At 46.6% G+C, this 18,680-nt stretch carries 16 protein-coding genes and 1 riboswitch; of the genes, 10 read left to right on the top strand and 6 right to left on the bottom strand.

The features are described 5' to 3' along the window. Positions 1–175: 175 nt before the first annotated feature. From C9I92_RS21415 to C9I92_RS21400, 4 genes are all read right to left on the bottom strand, one after another. Complete coding sequence (locus tag C9I92_RS21415; RefSeq protein ID WP_047884271.1) at positions 176–643, bottom strand: ASCH domain-containing protein; 468 nt, start codon at positions 641–643, stop codon at positions 176–178. Positions 644–713: 70 nt separating this feature from the next. Continuing rightward, a complete protein-coding gene (locus C9I92_RS21410) occupies positions 714–1,289 on the bottom strand; it encodes an NADPH-dependent FMN reductase (protein ID WP_084712490.1) in 576 nt (191 codons plus the stop codon). 93 nt (positions 1,290–1,382) lie between these two features. Then, positions 1,383–1,964 carry an HD domain-containing protein gene (locus C9I92_RS21405; protein ID WP_047884270.1) on the bottom strand — a complete coding sequence of 194 codons (582 nt, stop codon included), beginning with the start codon at positions 1,962–1,964 and terminating at the stop codon, positions 1,383–1,385. A gap of 366 nt (positions 1,965–2,330) precedes the next feature. Then, a complete protein-coding gene (locus C9I92_RS21400; RefSeq protein WP_047884269.1) occupies positions 2,331–4,016 on the bottom strand; it encodes a DUF2813 domain-containing protein in 1,686 nt (561 codons plus the stop codon). 263 nt (positions 4,017–4,279) lie between these two features. Here C9I92_RS21400 and C9I92_RS21395 point away from each other — a divergent pair, with 263 nt between their 5' ends. Both C9I92_RS21395 and C9I92_RS21390 read left to right on the top strand, forming a co-directional pair. Continuing rightward, a complete protein-coding gene (locus C9I92_RS21395) occupies positions 4,280–4,672 on the top strand; it encodes a VOC family protein (RefSeq protein ID WP_047884268.1) in 393 nt (130 codons plus the stop codon). A gap of 511 nt (positions 4,673–5,183) precedes the next feature. After that, positions 5,184–6,953: a bifunctional metallophosphatase/5'-nucleotidase gene (locus C9I92_RS21390; protein ID WP_047884267.1), complete on the top strand. Its 1,770-nt coding sequence runs from the start codon at positions 5,184–5,186 to the stop codon at positions 6,951–6,953. 446 nt (positions 6,954–7,399) lie between these two features. On the opposite strand, the gene ribB is transcribed toward C9I92_RS21390, so the two are convergent. Together ribB and C9I92_RS21375 are read right to left on the bottom strand one after the other, a co-directional pair. After that, positions 7,400–8,077, bottom strand: coding sequence for a 3,4-dihydroxy-2-butanone-4-phosphate synthase (gene ribB, locus C9I92_RS21380; protein WP_047884795.1), 678 nt, complete (start codon positions 8,075–8,077; stop codon positions 7,400–7,402). A gap of 170 nt (positions 8,078–8,247) precedes the next feature. Further along, positions 8,248–8,424, bottom strand: a riboswitch (FMN riboswitch). Between the two features lie 339 nt (positions 8,425–8,763). Continuing rightward, positions 8,764–9,699 carry a hypothetical protein gene (locus tag C9I92_RS21375; protein WP_047884265.1) on the bottom strand — a complete coding sequence of 312 codons (936 nt, stop codon included), beginning with the start codon at positions 9,697–9,699 and terminating at the stop codon, positions 8,764–8,766. A 269-nt stretch (positions 9,700–9,968) separates the two neighbouring features. On the opposite strand from C9I92_RS21375, the gene C9I92_RS21370 reads away from it, so the two are divergent. The 8 genes from C9I92_RS21370 (at position 9,969) to C9I92_RS21335 (ending at position 18,631) form a co-directional block, all read left to right on the top strand. Then, positions 9,969–10,160 (top strand): hypothetical protein, encoded by a 192-nt coding sequence (locus C9I92_RS21370; protein ID WP_047884264.1) that lies wholly within the window; start codon positions 9,969–9,971, stop codon positions 10,158–10,160. A gap of 230 nt (positions 10,161–10,390) precedes the next feature. Then, positions 10,391–10,672 (top strand): HlyU family transcriptional regulator, encoded by a 282-nt coding sequence (locus C9I92_RS21365; protein WP_047884263.1) that lies wholly within the window; start codon positions 10,391–10,393, stop codon positions 10,670–10,672. 475 nt (positions 10,673–11,147) lie between these two features. Beyond that, entirely contained in the window at positions 11,148–12,707 is a 1,560-nt protein-coding gene (locus C9I92_RS21360; protein WP_047884262.1) for a Re/Si-specific NAD(P)(+) transhydrogenase subunit alpha, read from the top strand. Positions 12,708–12,717: 10 nt separating this feature from the next. Further along, entirely contained in the window at positions 12,718–14,097 is a 1,380-nt protein-coding gene (gene pntB / locus C9I92_RS21355) for a Re/Si-specific NAD(P)(+) transhydrogenase subunit beta (RefSeq protein WP_047884261.1), read from the top strand. Between the two features lie 203 nt (positions 14,098–14,300). Further along, on the top strand, positions 14,301–15,743 hold the full coding sequence (gene vxrA / locus C9I92_RS21350) for a sensor histidine kinase VxrA (RefSeq protein ID WP_047884260.1): 1,443 nt from the start codon (positions 14,301–14,303) through the stop codon (positions 15,741–15,743). Further along, a complete protein-coding gene (locus tag C9I92_RS21345) occupies positions 15,718–16,380 on the top strand; it encodes a response regulator transcription factor (protein ID WP_047884259.1) in 663 nt (220 codons plus the stop codon). Before vxrA ends, C9I92_RS21345 begins: the two co-directional genes overlap by 26 nt. 8 nt (positions 16,381–16,388) lie before the next feature. Continuing rightward, positions 16,389–17,255 (top strand): DUF2861 family protein, encoded by an 867-nt coding sequence (locus tag C9I92_RS21340; RefSeq protein WP_084712489.1) that lies wholly within the window; start codon positions 16,389–16,391, stop codon positions 17,253–17,255. 140 nt (positions 17,256–17,395) lie between these two features. Continuing rightward, positions 17,396–18,631 carry an NnrS family protein gene (locus tag C9I92_RS21335; protein ID WP_242551974.1) on the top strand — a complete coding sequence of 412 codons (1,236 nt, stop codon included), beginning with the start codon at positions 17,396–17,398 and terminating at the stop codon, positions 18,629–18,631. Positions 18,632–18,680 lie beyond the last annotated feature (49 nt).

The following is an 18,680-nucleotide window of genomic DNA, read 5'->3' as shown; positions in this document are numbered from 1 at the left end:
AGCATAACAAAAATGCGTTAGAGATTGCTCTAACGCATGTCTTTAATGCCGCATGATTTTAATCCAACTTGTGCGGGCTGAACCACTTCGTTCTGAACGTACAGAGAACACCCCTTGAAAAGGTATTCACACGGCGTGCAGCCAGTGTGGCTCGACCTACTCTCGTATGGGAATGTTAAAGCGGATAGACTTTATCGAACCGTTCAAGTACTAATTCTGACGTTTCGGTGAATTCAGCCCCTATGGTTTTGGCATACTCAGTAAAAAAGTTGATATGGGCTTCGTGCCACCATTCGTAAGTACCATCACCTTCACCTTCTGATTTCGCAAACTCTTCAGTCACTTCATTGAAAGGGCAGAAAGAAACGTGATTCAACTTTACGATGCATACTGGCTCTTCGGCCCAATTTAAAACGACGGTTAATCGGCCTATCTCTGGAAAGGGTTCATTTTCAATGTCGTAGCCCGCTTTTAAACTGCATGAAGCTGTTTTCATGCCTGCATTTATCAAGCGCGCACATTCATTGGCATTGTATTCATCGGCACAATAATATTCAGCGGTGATTTGAGGAATTTGAGAGCGCTCTTCTGCGGTTAATGTGTTCAGGTAGTTATCCAGGTACTGCTGCTGTTCAATATTCATTTCATTCCTTGAAGTAATACAAAATATGTCTGACGGAGACAAATGGGGATAATTGGTTGTAATTGGCCAGCTAAAGTTCCCAGCCAGATTTGTAGGTTCTGGCGCTGAGTAAATGACAAAGCTCTGCCATGACTTTCATTGATTTTTCCAGTCTGGGCATACGTTCTCGTGAAAGTTTGCCATCAACCCAATGACGGTTATGCACATAAAGGTTATAGGGATTAATAATACATTTGAAATCAAGGGATAGGGACGTTGATAGCGCTGAATGCGCCATATAGCTATGAGGTAAACCGGCTGAGTTTACCAATGTGACGACTTTATCGAAAAGTGCTCCCGTCAGGCTTCCATCAGGTGGCGTTGAGCCCACGTATTCTATGTATTTTTTCAATTCGGAGCAGCACCCCCAGTTATAGGTAGGACTGCATAAGACTAGCCCGGAAGCTTCGTCAGTCAACTGATGAAGTTGTTTGTACTGAGTCGTGCCATAAATGGTATCGTTGTCAAAATTTGGCACATTCAGTTCTGCCAAGTCGACGTATTTGGTTTCACAGCCTAACGCACGCAACGCGTTTAAACAGCTCTTGGCTAATTCTCGGCTACGGCTGTTGGGGTCAAGTCCTGAGCTTACAACAAGAATGTACATAAGAATTACCTACAAATAAGAAAAAGGCTGATTCACAAAAAATAGGCTTATCAGGAAATTAGGGAACCAGGGAACAAGTCAGAGGCAAATGCATTATTTCAAGATTCCTTCGGAGATGCCTTGCTGAAGCTTTGCTTCTACCGCAGCCCATATCTCAGGACTTGCCGCAGAGATTCTTTCACCATTGAGGGCTAGTACTTTTTCTTTAGGTATGTTGTGTATTTTCCAACCATGACCGTCATCATTGAGGTTGTGCAGCAGAGGGGGAATTCGGTCAATCGCTTTGGCGAATTTAGCATCGGCAGTGACACCGGCTTCAAACTCTTCCCACAGCGCTACATACTGGGCGCCAAGGTTATCAGGAAGCAGATTAAAGATGCGTTTGACGCCATGCCATTCCTTTCCTTTTTGTTCTACGGTTTCACTGGTGTAAATAATTTTATCGCCAGCGTCGATTTCACCTAAATCGTGGTTCAGGAGCATTCTGATGACACGGTTTATATCAACGTCTTTTTCAGCGTAGTTGTGAAGAAGTAAAGCACTCAGGCAAACATGCCAACTATGCTCGCCAGCGTTTTCATACCGAGATAAACCCACAGGTCTCGATTTGCGCAAAACGCCTTTCAATTTTTCTATTTCGACCATGAAATCTAAAATCTGAGTGATGTCCTTCAATGACTGCGCCTCCCTGCCTGCCTGTCTGTCATTCACTTATTGGTTGATAACGTTGATTAAATAGATGTGCATTTTTCAAAACCTTGTAGGTCGAACCCATTACCCATTACCGATAACTCATAACAGCTTTACCCATAACGACATTGTCGATAGCAACGTTAGATGGCTAAATGAGTTGCTCGATTATATGTGCAACAAGGTGGTTATGGAATGCAAAGTTCAAAATGAAAAATGCGAACGCGATTGGTGATCGATGTGAGAAAGCGAATAGTTCTTGCGATTCTTAGCAGGATAAGCGCTTTTTCATGAAAGCGCTTATCCATCTGTGAGGTTGTTATGAACATACAGTATCAATTACGGAGTCTGTCAGACTTGCCCGCGAGACATCGCCACCATTCGTTTAAGCACCCAGCGTAACAACAGGGGAATATTGTCGACGTTATCTTCATCAATGTAATTAACCATCGCCAGTGCCACATCAGGTTTAGCATGACGTTTAAGGGCTCGTTGGATAATTTTCTTCGGCGTCTGCGGAGAATCGATTGGCGCATGAGCCAATTTACGAAAGAGTGGCTCGAATCCGTGATGAAACAGGAAATGTTCAATATCCAGATTGGGCAGCATAGTCAGGCGATGGCGCTCTGCGTCTGAGCCCAACATCCCCCGAACGGTATCCGCATATTTTTTCCCCGCCATATCACCGTCGGTAATCACATGCCATTCAATGCCCAGACTTCGCGCAATTTTTATTAATGGCCGCAAGCCACTCTGGGCAAACTCGATAATCTGCACGCCTTCGGCGGCAAGGTTGTAGCCACAGATACGCGCCAGCTCGTTAAACAGCCATACCTCGGTTTCACCTTCAACTAACAGCCAGGCGCGGGCAAAGAGGGCGCTTGGGCGATGGACGCGTAAGTGAAAAGTGACACGCCGTTCTTCATCCCGGCTCAGGCGATGGTGGTTAATGGTGAAAACTTGAGTCTTATTTGGCTTACGGATCAACTTATTGAGGCTGCTCAGCGGTACGACAGAACACAGATCCGGGCTGTTAGTAGTTAAGATCTTCTGCATCGGCATCTTAACGATAAAGCTCCATGCCTGATGCAAAAATGTCGGATGCAGTCGACCTTCCGGATCTTCAAGGATCATAATCGGACGGCTGATCCGTTTTAATTCCACAGGGCCACGGGCACGAATAAACGCGTTTAGCAAACCCATCAGCACTAATCGACTCTGCTTGCTGACATTTGGTTCGGTTAACTGTTCAAGGGGATTGACCGCGTACTGTGCCCGCTCAGGAAAATGCGAACGGTCAAAGCCCATAGATCGGCTGTGCGGCGTAAACGCGAAGTAGCGGTCAACCAAGGCCCGAAGTGCATTGATGCTGCTTTTGATTTCGGCCGGGCTGACATGGCCGGGACGAGTGAGCAATCGGCGGCAGGTATTGTCTAACCGACGCTGGATACGTTCATTTTCAATGGCTTTTTTATCAGGAACGCCGGTTGGCTTGTGCCCGTTACCGTTATGGTGACCGGAATGCAGTGGTTCAGCCTCCCGTAAACGACGGGCATCCCGGATTCGGACAATCGGGTGAAGCACCATTAGTTGCTTGGCAATTCGGTCAGTTTCTTTACAGGCGATGGGGACGCCAGTTGGATCAAGGAATTGACGGTGAGTCGTGACTTTATCTTCGTCAATACTGCTGGTGATCTGATAATACAGGTGCTTACGCTCCTGATTGTCCAGAGAAACCCAGACAGGATGAAACCCGCGATAGCGCCGCGATTTGTATTCGCCCGGGTAATCTTCGCCCCAATGCAGGATAATATTCAGGTGCGTCGCTTTGGCGTGGCCAGCGCTGTAATCCACATGAAAATCATCAAAGTGAAACGTGTGAAACTCAGCATCCGGCGCGAGCGCAATTTCCAGCGCATCGAGTAACGAAGACTTACCCCAGGCATTTTCACCAATCAGCACTGTCAGCTCATTAAATGACAGTGATAATCGGTTGATACCTCTGAAGCCTGAAATTTCAATTCGTTGTAACTGCATAGATTCCTCTGAACCAGTACAAAATGCGCAAGCCTTTCAATGACTAAGGCTAAGTTTGAAGACTTACTGGTAGTTTTAAGCCTACAGGACTATAAAAAGATGCGGCTGTGCGTTGGTCACATTATTGAAAACAAATCGCTCTGAGAGTATCGGAATATTAGGTTGTTGCTGTCAGAAGGACTTGATATAGTCCCGTTGCATAAAAACACCCGCTAACTGGTTGAAAATCAAACCGGTTAGAATAAGCATAGTGGAGATGTCAGATGGCTAAAATTATTCACTCAATGGTTCGTGTCGGTAACCTTGATAAATCACTGAAATTTTATAAAGAAGCACTGGACCTGGATATCGCCGAGCGTCTTGACTTTGAGGGCTTCAGCCTGGTTTACCTGCGCAATGATGAAAACGACATGGAAATCGAACTGACCTGGAATGAAGGGACGGAAGAGTACACGCATGGTTCAGGTTATGGTCATATCGCGGTGGCTGTCGAGGAACTGGAAGCGGATCATGCGAAGTTGACTGAACTGGGCTATGCGCCAGCGGACATTAAAGAATTCCACCGTGATGGACAACTTCTGGCGAAATTCTTCTTTGTACTGGATCCTGATGGTTACAAAATTGAATTCCTTCAGCGTCATGGCCGCTACCAGTAATTGTTGCTATCAGGCAATTTTTTCAAAACGCCAGATTTTCAAAACGCTAGCTAACACACAAGCCTGTTATCAGAAGACCACGATTAGCTGAACGCCCGAATACTAGGAGCGGAACACTAGAGCAACGGTTTCAACGTTGAGATAGTTACCATCGTTGAGTTCGCTGATCTGGTTGTGGTAGCTCAGCTAAATGTGAAAGCTGATTAGTCGTATTTTCAAGCCACGCATTTCGCGTGGTTTGTTGTTTCTGGCTGCTGTGTTGAGCGGCAAGTTACCAGTAAAGCCAATCTAATTTATTGCTGATGATCGTATGTTATGTCACCAGCTAGCTCGGTGCCTTTGAGCAATTCATCTCAGCGTCATGTTATTACGGATAATGCCAATAAGAGTATGAGCATTGTCACTCATGGAGTGAAACTGCAATAGAAAAAATCATCAAAAACCTGAGATTCAACGTAATCTGTTATATGATGATGGTTTAGTAGAGATTCATGGAGAGTTTGTTACGGATATGTCAGATCATCGCCCAGTGAAAATGACCATTGCCCACATCAACGACACGCATTCACATTTCGAGCCGTCGTCGATCTCGCTAAAGCTGCCTTACGACGTACTGAATAATGAAATGTCGGTATTTGCGAGCTGTGGTGGTTTTTCCAGGGTTTCTTCGGCCGTTAAGGATGTTAAGCGGCATGCCTACCTGAATGAGCGTGAATTTATGTTTGTTCATGCCGGAGATTGCTTTCAGGGCACATTGTATTTCTCTTTGTACAAAGGGGTGGCTAACGCTCGCCTTTTGAATGCTATCGGTATCGAAGCGATGGCATTAGGTAACCATGAACTGGACATGGGCAATGGGATCGTGGCGGATTTTATGGATATGGTCGATTTTCCGCTGCTGGCAGGAAACTGGGATCTATCACAGGAAAATCCGGATAAACCGAATCCGCTGGCACCTAAGCCTCAGGTTCTGGCTTATGACCATCTTAATCAACACGCCCACTTTCTGGTGAAAGAGGTGGATAGTGAGCCGGTGGCGATTTTTGGCTTGTCGATTGAGAACATGGCCGCGATAGCCAATCCGGATCCCGATACGTTTTTCCTGAATGTTACCGACGTCGCTAAGAACACAGTTGCAGCGATTCGTCGCCAGGGGATCAACAAAATTATTTTGCTGAGTCATCTGGGGTATGAACGTGATCTTGAATTGGCTGCTCAGGTTGAAGGTATCGGGGCGATCATTGGTGGTCACACCCATACGATGCAAGGCAATTTCCAAAATGTTGGTTACGGTGTCACTGATGAATACGCCAGAATGGTCAATGGCACCTGCGTTGTTCAGGCTGGTTGTAATGCGATGGCATTGGGGCAACTGGAACTTGATTTTAATGCTGATGGTACGGTGGCGAAGGCTGGCGGGGTAAACCAGCTGCTGCTCGGGCGTCAGTTCACTTTAGACGCAAGCCGTAGTCAGCACCTGGATGAATCAACTCACGAAGCGGTAAAAGCGTATCTGTACGCACAGCCCAATGTTCGTTTTTGTGCCAAAGATCCGCTGATTGAAAATTTACTCAATGAAGAGTTCCGTCCGGCGGTTAGACTACTTCAGACAGAGCAGATAGCCGTTGTTGCCGAGCCGCTTCGTCATACCCGCATCCCGGATCAACGTGGTGCCAGCCAGATTGCACCGCTGGTGGTTGACAGCTTTGTCTGGCAGTCCCGTCAGATGGGGTTTGAGGTTCACTTTGGAATTCATAACGCGGGTGGCGTGAGAACCTCATTCCATGAAGGCCCGATCACCTCGGCCGATATTGCAGGCCGTCTGTTGCCTTTTGCGATTGGACTGATGGTGTATCCGGTCACCGGGGCCCAGGTGAGGGCGGCGTTGGAAGGTGCCATTGATAACGCTATTGATAATGGCGTAGAAGGTACAGGTTCGGGTAGTTACCCTTATACCTCACACTTGAAGTATCTGTATCGTTGCTGTGCTCCGAAAGGTAAGCGTATTGAAGCGCTACAGGTTTACTTTGAAGGGCAGTGGGTGGATGTTAATGATGAACAGCGATACTTATCAGTGTCGTCTGGTTACACTGCGACAGGTAAAGAAGGCTATAACGCGCTGGTGGACGAAACCTCTGAGCCACAGCCACTGAACATCACGATGGCAGAAGCCTTCGAAGCATACGCTCGTGTAAGACAAAGCCTGACAGCGCCACCGGAGGATATCTCCTTGTTCATTCCTTGTGAATGCCAGGATGATTCAGCTGAAGGCGCTGCCTGATACTGGTTATTACGTCTGGTTGATACCTGTTACTGACATTTTTCATCCGTACTGCATCTCTTTAAGCCTGTCGTTATTTTACATGCCGATCATTCGATTGTTAAAAATGACAACAGGCTTTTTAATTTTTCCTTCCAACCTGTCGGTAAATATACAGTGTGGTCTGTTTAAAAAGCTGGCTGAAAAGTGGGCAAATCGAAAACCTGGCAGGCTCAAACGCCATTGAGCAGACGTTCGGGTTAAGACCTAGTTGAAGGTGAAGATAAATTCAGGGATGTATGATGAGAAATGGATGGTTTGATGCCGTGACGGCAGCAACAGTAATCTGGGCTTCAGTGTGGATTGCTCTGGTATATTTTTTGCCGCCTTTATTTGGGTAAATCAGCAGTCCGAAACTAAAAAGCCGGGATCAACCCGGCTTTTTTGAATCTGAATCAGATGACTTATCAGGCCGTCAGTGCTTCAGTTTCTTCAGAGTTGGCCACTTCTTTAGCCAAACGGTAGGCTGCCAAATCTTCAATGGTCAGAACCGGCATGTTGTGCACTTTACCAAACTCAATGACCTCCGGCAGACGAGCCATAGTGCCGTCGGGATTGGTCAGTTCACACAATACACCGTAAGGTTTCAGACCCGCCAGGCGCATCAGGTCGATAGTGGCTTCTGTGTGACCACGGCGAGCCAGTACGCCTTCCGAGTTTGCTTTCAGTGGGAAAACATGGCCTGGACGGCTCAAGTCAGAAGGTTTTGCACCATCAGCAATAGCGGTTTTGATCGTGGTAACACGGTCAGCAGCAGATACACCGGTTGTGACACCCTTGGCGGCTTCAATCGTTACAGTAAAGCCAGTTTGGTTGGCACTGGTGTTGTTGTCGACCATCATTGGCAGAGCCAGTTGATCGCAACGTTCTTCAGTCAGACAAAGACAAACGATACCCGAACATTCACGGATCATCAGTGCCATCTGTTCTGCAGTCAGCGTTTCGGCTGCAAAAATGATATCACCTTCGTTTTCACGATCTTCATCGTCAACAACCAGCACACCTCGTCCTTGACGAATAGCCGTCAGGCCGGCTTCAACGCGCTCAAAAGGGGTGCCGTAAGGGGTAAGTAGAGACTGATTCATGGTAAGAAACTCCAAATATAAACAATTACCAGAATCAGGGCTTGGAAAGTCAGCGAACAGCATAAAACAACGTTGCTTAGCAACAAGAATGTATAGCTATAGCAAATCGACCGACATAACAAAAATCATGTACGGTGCAGTTTAGAACTATTCAGAGCTAAATGCTCCGCTGAAATCCTCTTCCATCCGGACTTTAACCGTCGGCTCTGGAATCATGTATGTCTCAATACACTGCACCAGATCTGCTGACCTTGCATGGCGATGAAGTGTGCTATGCAAGCGCTCGCGGGCTCTCCCTTTTGAGGACTACCGCCGGTGGGGAATTTCACCCCGCCCTGAGAATTCCCCAGCAATATAGGGAAATGTCATATTCAGTGCAAGATAATCAACAGTTTTATTGATAAATGTTTGAGGTGGCTACGGATATGACGTTTAAATGCTCAACTTCCGGGGATGACTCTACAGTGGGTTGGGGCAGACTCGTTTGCAGGGTGAGTACCACCCCGCGCATTTAAGATATGGATTAAAGGTTCGGTCACTAGCAGCTAGGCTGCTTTGTCTTTATTGCTGCCGCCTTGATGGGCATCAACGGCTTTGGAAACGCTGTCGGCGGTATGGTTAGCAACATCTTTGGATTGTTCGCCTGCTGACAGTTTTGATTGAGGCTTAGACTCAGACTTTGAATTTTAAGCCGACGATTCTTCCGTTTGTGGCTCGCAAAGCTTTCCATTCAACCAACGAACAAATAAGGGCAGGGTGTAAGTCGGCAACTGTAGTGCGCCCATAATAATCAGAAAATCCGGCCCCAAATAGCTTCCTGCTACTGTATAGGTCAGAAGGACATTCCGGTTAGCTGAAGTGATGGCGGCAATCAGAGCCATGTTTTTGTCTGTACGCCAGTAAACGAGGAAACCGGCAACAAAAAACAGTGCGCATAAAGCCAGGCCGATCAGAAAATAGTTTATGGCGGACAGGAGGGAGTCATCGAAAATGGATCGGAACGGTCCGATGAGTCCGAACGGGAAAGAGAACACCAGAATGATGGTGACCTGAGATAGCTTGCTGTGAATACGGTGCAGAGTATCGTGAGGCACCAGATTGTAGACCAATGCTGAAAACATCATCGGGCCCACAATAAAAATAAGCAATCTTTGAAGATAGCTGACCAGATCCAGGCTGAAGGCATTTTCCTGGAAAAGCATCAGGTTAATATAAAGCACGACGGGCATAAGCAACGTTGTGGCAATCGTCATCGCCATCGCCTCTAGCGGAGCCAGCCCAACTGAGCGAACAATGGCCGGCGTCGCAAACAGAGAGCCGGTTGCTGTTACAGCAGAAATGGCCAGAAGCATACTGCTGCTGGCATCAAGCAGGCTAGCAATGGTACAGCTGATCAGGGTTAACACTGCCGCATGCAGAAAAGCATATCCCCATACCCATGCCTTAGCTAATAGCCCGACCAGTACTTTTTGCTGCATGCCCAGCAGTGTAAAGAGCATAAGGCAAAAAAGAACATACGGCAGGTAGGGAAATAGAGCAGCTGATGCCTGAGGGAAAATAAATCCGGCAACAGCAGCAATGATTAAAAAGATGGATGAATGTTTGGCAAGCAGCGAAAGCATAATGAACATCTTATTTTTGTGTGTTGCGCTATTGTTATACAAAAGTAATCGGTGATGCAAGGGTAATTAAAGTTCTGCATACTTTATAAGAATGGTTAGGGATTTAATCGCTTTGGCTGCATGGTTTTTCATTGGTTTTGTTTTGGCTGAAACTATTCATTAACAGATTAGAAAATCTAATCTTTATGGCGAAATATTGTCATTTTCTTGTGTCAGAGTGGATGGATAAAATACTGGCAGTTAAAAAACAATGACAATGAGAGGCAATCATGGCACAGGCAATGAATTTCGACACCATCGCTACGTCTACTGCAATGGATAAGAAAGCCTATGCGTTAAATGTCAAAGGACTGATTGCACACGCATTGGATATTCTTTTTGGTGGTAAAAAGGCACCTAAGCAGTACTCAGTTTCTGACCTGCCGGTACACCTTCAGAAAGATATCGGTATGTACCGTTAAGCGCAGGATAGCGTGGAACACAAAAACGTCGGCTTAGTCCGGCGTTTTTTTATGCCCTGATTTTATTAATCCGAACGATGTTTTATTTAGTGAGTGAGAAACAGTGCAAAAATCTTGCATATGACTTAGGGTAATATCATGTTTTTAAATAATTTAATCAGAGCTTAACTTTTTTTTATGAGAATATGGCATGATGTCACTGTAACGATATATGCGCGGGAGATAATTTAGTGGGCTTCTTCTCAAAATTGTTTGGGCTAGAGAAATCAACGCCTGTAAAAGCTGATGTTGAGCCAATTGAGTACAAAGGCTATCTCATTTACCCGGAGCCGAAGTCCGAAGGCGGACAATTCCGGATTGCAGGTCGAATCTGCAAACAATTCGATGATGAGTTGAAAACACATGCCTTTATTCGCTCCGATTTGCTGGCCTCAAAACAGGATGCTGAAACCTTTATGGTCAACAAAGCCAAGATGTTTATCGATCAGACAGGAGACAGTATGTTCCGCTGATCTGATTCGGTTTGAGCTCTGGTAAGGCAGTAGCCTTGCCTTACTGGTCTGAGTTTCGGTTAATCCTTCTCTTTTGTTGAGAACGGAGAGGCTGGAGGCGTAGGTAAGCTGTTGCCTGTGTCGTAATTCATCAAGGAATGATGAAACTGTCCCTTCTTTAGTTTCAATATTCTTTTTCTTTGATGTTTTAAACAAGAATCCATCTGAAATGAGATTTTATTTTAGATGTTTATAAGGTCATTTGGCTGGTTGTGGTTATTTCTTCATGTTTTAGTGAATAGATAGCTAATTTTATTGGTGGTTTGACCTCTGTCCAGGCGTTGGGGAAGTTATTTTCTTTCGTTCTGGCGGTAACATTTGTTGTTAAAACAAAGCATAGCTATGTTTGTTTGTATTTTTCCTACAAAATGCTTGATCTTGCATCAGTGGTTAGATACAAAATTGTTACTTATTTGCCAAATTTTAGGGAATAATGATGCAAATTGGTGTGCCAAGAGAAACGCTCGCGGGAGAAACGCGAGTTGCTGCGACACCCAAAACGGTAGAGCAGCTGCTAAAGCTGGGTTTCAGTGTAGTGGTCGAACACGATGCTGGTATTCACGCTAGCTTTGATGATGCGGCCTTTGAAGAAGCAGGCGCGACTGTTGTTTCAACCGATGAGGTGTGGGACTCAGATCTGATCCTGAAAGTCAACGCTCCCCTGGTTGATGAAGCCAATGAAATCGATGAAATTGCGTTGATCAAAGAAGGAGCAAGCCTGGTTAGCTTTATCTGGCCAGCGCAAAATCCTGAGTTGCTTGAGAAACTGTCGAGCAAAAAAATCAACGTTATGGCGATGGATTCAGTGCCACGTATCTCAAGAGCACAGTCGCTTGACGCGCTGAGCTCAATGGCCAACATCGCCGGTTACCGTGCTGTGGTTGAAGCTGCGCACGAGTTTGGTCGGTTCTTCACCGGCCAGATCACGGCGGCCGGTAAAGTACCACCTGCCAAAGTACTGGTTGCCGGTGCGGGTGTTGCTGGTCTGGCTGCAATTGGTGCGGCTGGTAGCCTGGGTGCGATTGTTCGCGCATTCGACGTTCGTCCTGAAGTAAAAGAGCAGGTCGAGAGTATGGGTGCTGAATTCCTGGAAGTTGACTTCAAACAGGAAGATAACGGCCCGGGTGATGGCTATGCCAAAGAAATGTCAGACGATTTCAACAAAGCGGCTGAACGTCTGTACGCAGAGCAAGCCAAAGACGTTGACATCATCATTACGACTGCACTGATTCCTGGGCGTCCAGCTCCTAAGCTGATTACCCAAGAAATGGTTGACTCTATGAAGCCGGGCAGTGTGATTGTTGACCTGGCTGCGGCCAACGGCGGTAACTGTGCTTATACCCAAGCGGATAAAGTCATCGTTACGGATAACGGCGTAAAAGTGATCGGCTATACCGATATGGTTGGTCGTCTGCCAAACCAGTCTTCTCAGCTATACGGTACAAACCTGGTTAACCTGCTGAAACTTCTTTGCAAAGAAAAAGACGGCATCATTGATATTGATTTCGATGATGAAGTTATTCGTGGTCTGACTGTGATCAAAGAAGGGGAAGTAACCTGGCCAGCGCCACCAATCAAAGTGTCCGCGGCACCAGCTCAAAAACCAACAGAAGTTAAAAAGCCAATTGAGAAGGTCGAACAACCTACCTCGCCGGCTAAAAAATACGGTCTGATGGCTGCTGGTATCGTGCTATTTGGCTGGGTGGCAAACTCTGCGCCTGCCGAATTCCTGTCTCACTTTACTGTTTTTGTTCTTGCCTGTGTGGTTGGTTACTACGTTGTGTGGAACGTTACTCATGCGCTGCATACACCACTGATGTCTGTAACCAATGCTATCTCGGGGATCATCATTGTTGGTGCATTACTGCAAATAGGCCAAGGAATCGGTGTTGTAACCTTCCTGTCCTTTATTGCGGTTTTAATCGCCAGTATCAATATTTTCGGTGGTTTCACCGTGACCAAGCGCATGCTTGAGATGTTCCGTAAAGATAGATAAGGAGTAACAAATGTCTGCAGGAATCGTACAAGCGGCATACATTGTTGCTGCAATTTTATTTATCATGTCTCTGGCAGGGCTTTCCAAGCAAGAAACGGCCCGTGCAGGTAACTATTACGGCATTGCCGGTATGGCTATCGCACTGATTGCAACTATTCTGGGCCCGGATTCTCAGGGCACGGGATGGATTATCCTTGCGATGATCATTGGTGGTGCAATCGGTATCTACTTTGCCAAGAAAGTTGAAATGACTGAGATGCCAGAATTGGTTGCTATTCTTCACAGCTTCGTGGGTATGGCAGCGGTACTGGTTGGTTTCAACACCTTCATTGATCATGGTGATCTGACAGGTGTAATGCTGAACATTCACCTGGTAGAAATCTTCCTTGGCGTGTTCATTGGTGCAGTGACATTCACCGGTTCAATCGTGGCGTTCGGTAAACTGCGTGGCCTGATTTCGTCAAAGCCACTGATGCTGCCTCACCGTCATAAACTGAACCTGGCTGCCGTTGTGGTTTCCGTTCTGCTGTTGTTCTCTTTCGTGAACGCAGAAGGGTCAATGTTTGCGCTGATTCTGGTGACTATCATCGCGTTGGCGTTTGGTTACCACCTGGTAGCTTCAATCGGTGGTGCTGACATGCCGGTTGTGGTTTCAATGCTTAACTCATACTCAGGCTGGGCAGCGGCAGCGGCAGGTTTCATGCTGGCGAACGATCTGTTGATCGTAACCGGTGCGCTGGTAGGTTCATCGGGTGCTATTCTGTCTTACATTATGTGTAAAGCAATGAACCGCTCTTTCATCAGTGTTATTGCCGGTGGCTTTGGTACTGACGGTTCAGTTTCTACTACAGAAGAAGAAATGGGTGAGTACCATGAAGCGTCTGCAGAAGAAGTGGCTGAAATGCTGAAAGACGCCCGTTCTGTGATTATCACTCCTGGATACGGTATGGCTGTCGCACAGGCGCAGTACCCAGTTCACGAAATTACTGACAAACTGCGTAAGCAAGGTGTGGAAGTCCGTTTCGGTATTCACCCTGTTGCTGGCCGTCTGCCGGGTCACATGAACGTGCTGCTGGCTGAAGCGAAAGTACCTTACGACATCGTGCTTGAAATGGATGAAATCAACGAAGATTTCCCAGAAACGGATGTTGTACTGGTTATCGGTGCTAACGATACGGTCAACCCGGCTGCAACTGAAGATCCAAGTAGTCCAATTGCCGGCATGCCTGTTCTGGAAGTGTGGAATGCAAAACACGTTATCGTATTTAAGCGTTCAATGAACACAGGTTATGCTGGCGTTCAAAACCCGCTGTTCTTCAAAGACAACTCGCAAATGCTGTTTGGCGATGCGAAAGACAGCTGTCTGAAGATTCTTGAGCATCTGGATTAAGTCCAAGACTGAAATTCATGCTTAGTAACGCGTGATAAACAGAAGGGAGCCAATCGGCTCCCTTTTTTGTGCACGACCATTGTGACAGTTCTGATTGCAAAACTTACGTATGTGCGTATCTTCTTGACTATGCGATGATATTCGCGTCAGACGAATGACAATTTCCTGACATAGTACGTTAATGGAATGATAAACTCTGCGACATGAAAAAATATGTCCTACTACTTTCACTGCTGATATCCGGCGTGCCTAATATGGCCGCGGCAGAAAATTTGCCTGAGCGCTTAAGTGCCGTTCGATCTGAGCTATTGGCCAGTGAACCGGTGGCGACTTATGATTTTCGGCAACTGCAAAGTCAGTTTCCGACACAGCTGCTTGTGCCATCATCGCTGTTACCCCAGTCTTCCCTTTATCCTTTGAAATCGTTACAGCGACTATACCAGAGTGCACAAAGCTGTAAGGGCCCGTGGCCAGTGACGCCGTTACTGACTCAGCCACTGGTGTTTACGCGTGCATTGTGTAATAACACGGTTCTTCCGGTCGGCTGGTTTGCCCGCGCCGGATATATTCATCCGGGCGGGGGCAGTTACGCTGCCCGATATTTGCAGGCTCATCCTGATATGAAAGAGAAACTTAACAAGTTTCAGCACATTCAGGAGCGGGATCTGGATCCGACGAATACTGCGCTTGGGCGATTGCAGCGGATGAGTAATGATGAAATCATGGTATACATTGCCGGTGCCGAATCGTTTGTTTCCAACGGAGAGCTTTGGATTCGCAATGGCAATGAGTATTATATCTACGACCAGCCGACGTGGTCTGTGGCGATGAACAAGTTTGATGTTCATTTCACCAGATTGAACCAAAGTAGCTTTTGCATACTCAAAAGCGGAAACATCTGCTGGGAAGAAGAAGACCAGTCGCACCTGACTTACTACTTGTTGGTTGGTTTGCTGGTGCTCAACGTTGGCTTGCTGATCGGTTGGGGTGCCTACCGGTTGAGAATTCGACGTCGGGCGATGCAGGAGCGTATGCTGGTACTGCAGATTCTGACCCATGAACTGAGAACACCGATTGCCAGTCTGGGGATGACTGTAGAGGGTTTTCGACGCCATTTTGATGCGTTGCCGGAAACCTTATATGATGAATTCAGACGTCTGACCGAAGACTCCAGACGTCTTAAACAGCTTGCAGAAGCAAGCAAAGATTACTTGCAGGCTAATCAACAGGAACTCAGCGTTCAGCATATTGACTCCTTTAATGAGTGGATTGAATACTTGAGTGAACCTTACGAGGTGACATTGGAGTTAGCTGAAGACAGACCTGTTGATGTCAACATCTACTGGTTGGGGACGTGTATTGATAATTTATTATCTAATGCCCATAAGTACGGTGTGAAGCCAGTGACATTAACGTCATCGTTCAATAACGGAAAGTTGATTGTAAGTGTTTCAGACAATGGACAGCTTGGCTCGAAAGACTGGGCGCGATTAAGAAAGCCCTTCGTCAGTGAAAGAGGGTTAGGGCTTGGGCTTACAATTGTTGAATCGATGATACGAAGAATGGGAGGACGAATGAAACTCGTTGGTCCACCTACAACGTTTATATTGGAGATACCGTGTGAATCAAACTCTGCTTCTGGTTGAAGATGACCGCAACCTTGCTGATGGTTTACTCGAAAGTTTAAAAGAAGCGGGCTATAAATGCCTGTATGCTGATTGCGCATCAAATGTTGCCGATAAATGGGCCGATGCCGATTTAGTTGTTCTTGACCGTCAGCTACCTGAAGGGGATTCCCTGAACTATTTGTCCAAGTGGTTGAAAATTAAACATGTACCTGTGATTCTGCTGACTGCAATGGTATCGGTATCGGATAAAGTGATTGGCCTGGAATCGGGCGCGAAAGACTATTTGACGAAACCCTTTGCGGAAGAAGAACTACTGGCGCGTATCCGCTTGCATTTGCGTGATGGTGCACCTGAACAGGTGTCATCCAACATCGTGAAAGTAGGTGATATCAGCATTGATTTGGATAGTCGTGATGTACAGTACAGTGGTGACAGTGTCACTTTGACCCGTACTGAGTTCGAATTGCTGGTTTTTCTTGCTAAACATGCGGGCCGTGTATTCACGCGTGACGAGCTGTTGGATCAAGTTTGGGGCTACAACCATTATCCCACCACTCGTACCGTTGATACCCACATTCTGCAGTTACGTCAGAAATTGCCGGGTATTGAAATTGAAACTCTGCGTGGCGTTGGCTACCGGATGAAATCAGCGTAAGTTAAGGCATGTCCAAACTCACTCTTACCTGTTCTCTGCTTTTGTTACATTCGGCGCTCTGGGCGCCGAATGCCTACGCAAAATGGTTTCTGAGCAAAGATATTTATACTGTCGCTCATCAGAAACTCCTTGAAGGCAATACTCGGGAAAGTTTTGATGCCATGGTGCAAGCCTGGCAGCAGTCGCCAAACCGCGACGAACAAACTAACCTCAACGAATTACTCCAGCTCGCGATCACTGAAGACTGCGGACATAGTTTGAACGCAACAAACCTGCCAGAGTGGATAACCAAGCTGGTAATTCAGCGTGAGATGGTACAGAACCAGACACAGGTTCTTCCGCGCCTTTCTATCAACGGCATAGCCAAAAAGAACGTCACGAAAATCGAATTTACCCGCTGGCCAGATCAGGCTGTCATTGCTGGTATACCCAAAATGGACGAAGGGAATGTCTTTTCGATTGATGCAAAACGGCTTGAGAATGCGACCAGTGAGGGGCTTTATCAGCTGAATATTCAGGTGGAAGGGCATCCGGAAGGGTTCAAGACCTGGGTCATTCTGACACAGCCACAAAGCAAGCAGCGCATCGGTTGGATTAACAGTAAAACCTGGCGTATTGAACGCAATGGCATACCTGATAGGGTGTGTCCTGCACCTATTTTGTCGATGAATGTGTACGACCTCAACGACACGTCCTGGACGCCGCTATGGACCGAAAATGTTGATGGAAAACTCCCAACCACCTTGCCGAAAATTGATTTACCGGAAGGACGCTACTGGTTAAGCGTCGGTATCATCGAAAGCCGCTGGCAAGGGGATATCTCCGTTCTCGATATTCAGAGAATAACCCGTCCGGTCGATTACCCCGGCATATAGACTATTCGAAAACAGTCGACTTCGTGTTGGCTGTTTTTCTTTCTAGTGCTCATCTAGTTTGCTCGTCTTTTCCTCTGTTAGATTCATAACATTTGCTTTAATAGATGTATTTAAATTGCATCTTTAAAGGTGTATTATTTATGCATGTTTTAAGTGGGGATAACCACATCATGATGCAAATACTTGATAATGAAAAAGAACAGAGAATGTTGCCAATTTTTAGGCTTGCCTTTCGTCCTTTTTTCCTGGGTGCCAGCCTGTTCTCTGTGATTGCAATGTTGCTTTGGGCCGCTTTTTGGGCGGGATATTCCAATGTCGCAAACTGGATGTACCATGATCCGATATGGTGGCACAGCCATGAAATGCTATTCGGGTTTACTGGCGCAATCATTATCGGCTTTCTACTCACCGCAGTTCAGAATTGGACGGGGAACCCGGGAATCCGGGGCAGAAAGCTTGCGGTGATTTTTGGTCTGTGGCTAATTGCCAGGGTAGGAATTTTGTTCGGGTCACCTAATCTGGTCTGGATGGTAGCAGACTTGCTCTGGATGCCTTTAGCCGGCTATTTTTTGGCCGTTCCCATACTTCTTCGCCGTCAATTGAATAACCTGTTTTTTGTTCCTTTGATATTGTTGCTGACAGCGTTAAATGCGGCATTCCATGCCATCAGTCTGAATTGGCTGGCTCTGCCACTGCGCTCAGTGTCATTTGTGGCCATACTGGTCATCAGCCTGATTGTGCTCGTAGTCGGAGGTCGAGTTATACCGTTTTTCACCTGGCGGGGAACACAAAGCGAGCCGATCACACGTATTACCTGGCTCGAACGGGGAGCTTTAATTCCGACTTGGTTATTGGTCTTACACAGTATACTGCCAATCCCGGAAGCTGTTGCAAGCTACAGTTTTCCGTTACTCTTGCTGATGACTGCCACAATGCATCTGCTGCGTTTTTTACGCTGGCGAACGCTAAGTACGCTTAGGGTGCCATTGTTATGGTTACTGCACGTTGCCTACCTTTTTTTGATTCTTGGTTTAACTCTCCTTGCGGTCGTTCAATTGACAGGTTGGGGGGCTTACAGTATTGCGCTGCACTGCCTGACGGTTGGCGGTATTGGCTGCATGATTCTGGCAATGATTGCACGTGTTTCCTTGGGGCATACCGGACGGGAACTCAAAATAGGCGCAATGATGAAAGTGGCGTTTGTGACTCTGGTCATAGCAACGCTGACTCGAACTGTTTTTCTGTTGCTGATGCCTGAACTGGCTGTAAATGCATACTGGCTTTCAGGGTTACTTTGGGCACTGGCATTCAGTATTTTCTGCTGGGTCTATTTCCCTGTACTAACCAGCCCAAGAGTGGATGGTCGCCCTGGTTAATTCTTCGGATGACAAGCAGGGATAAAATCCCTACACTAGCGGTCCGGTT

Origin of the sequence: Photobacterium ganghwense (genome assembly GCF_003025595.1) — a bacterium.
Lineage (GTDB): Bacteria > Pseudomonadota > Gammaproteobacteria > Enterobacterales > Vibrionaceae > Photobacterium > Photobacterium ganghwense.
The sequence above is the reverse complement of the archived record's forward strand: the minus strand, read 5'-3'. Positions and strand labels throughout refer to the sequence as shown.

Coding starts and splice junctions, on each gene's coding strand:
- C9I92_RS21415 (WP_047884271.1), bottom strand. CDS start 643: ATGAATATTGAACAGCAGCAGTACCTGGATAACTACCTGAACACATTA.
- C9I92_RS21410 (WP_084712490.1), bottom strand. CDS start 1,289: ATGTACATTCTTGTTGTAAGCTCAGGACTTGACCCCAACAGCCGTAGC.
- C9I92_RS21400 (WP_047884269.1), bottom strand. CDS start 4,016: ATGCAGTTACAACGAATTGAAATTTCAGGCTTCAGAGGTATCAACCGA.
- C9I92_RS21395 (WP_047884268.1), top strand. CDS start 4,280: ATGGCTAAAATTATTCACTCAATGGTTCGTGTCGGTAACCTTGATAAA.
- C9I92_RS21390 (WP_047884267.1), top strand. CDS start 5,184: ATGTCAGATCATCGCCCAGTGAAAATGACCATTGCCCACATCAACGAC.
- ribB (WP_047884795.1), bottom strand. CDS start 8,077: ATGAATCAGTCTCTACTTACCCCTTACGGCACCCCTTTTGAGCGCGTT.
- C9I92_RS21375 (WP_047884265.1), bottom strand. CDS start 9,699: ATGCTTTCGCTGCTTGCCAAACATTCATCCATCTTTTTAATCATTGCT.
- C9I92_RS21370 (WP_047884264.1), top strand. CDS start 9,969: ATGGCACAGGCAATGAATTTCGACACCATCGCTACGTCTACTGCAATG.
- C9I92_RS21360 (WP_047884262.1), top strand. CDS start 11,148: ATGCAAATTGGTGTGCCAAGAGAAACGCTCGCGGGAGAAACGCGAGTT.
- pntB (WP_047884261.1), top strand. CDS start 12,718: ATGTCTGCAGGAATCGTACAAGCGGCATACATTGTTGCTGCAATTTTA.
- vxrA (WP_047884260.1), top strand. CDS start 14,301: ATGAAAAAATATGTCCTACTACTTTCACTGCTGATATCCGGCGTGCCT.
- C9I92_RS21340 (WP_084712489.1), top strand. CDS start 16,389: ATGTCCAAACTCACTCTTACCTGTTCTCTGCTTTTGTTACATTCGGCG.
- C9I92_RS21335 (WP_242551974.1), top strand. CDS start 17,396: ATGCATGTTTTAAGTGGGGATAACCACATCATGATGCAAATACTTGAT.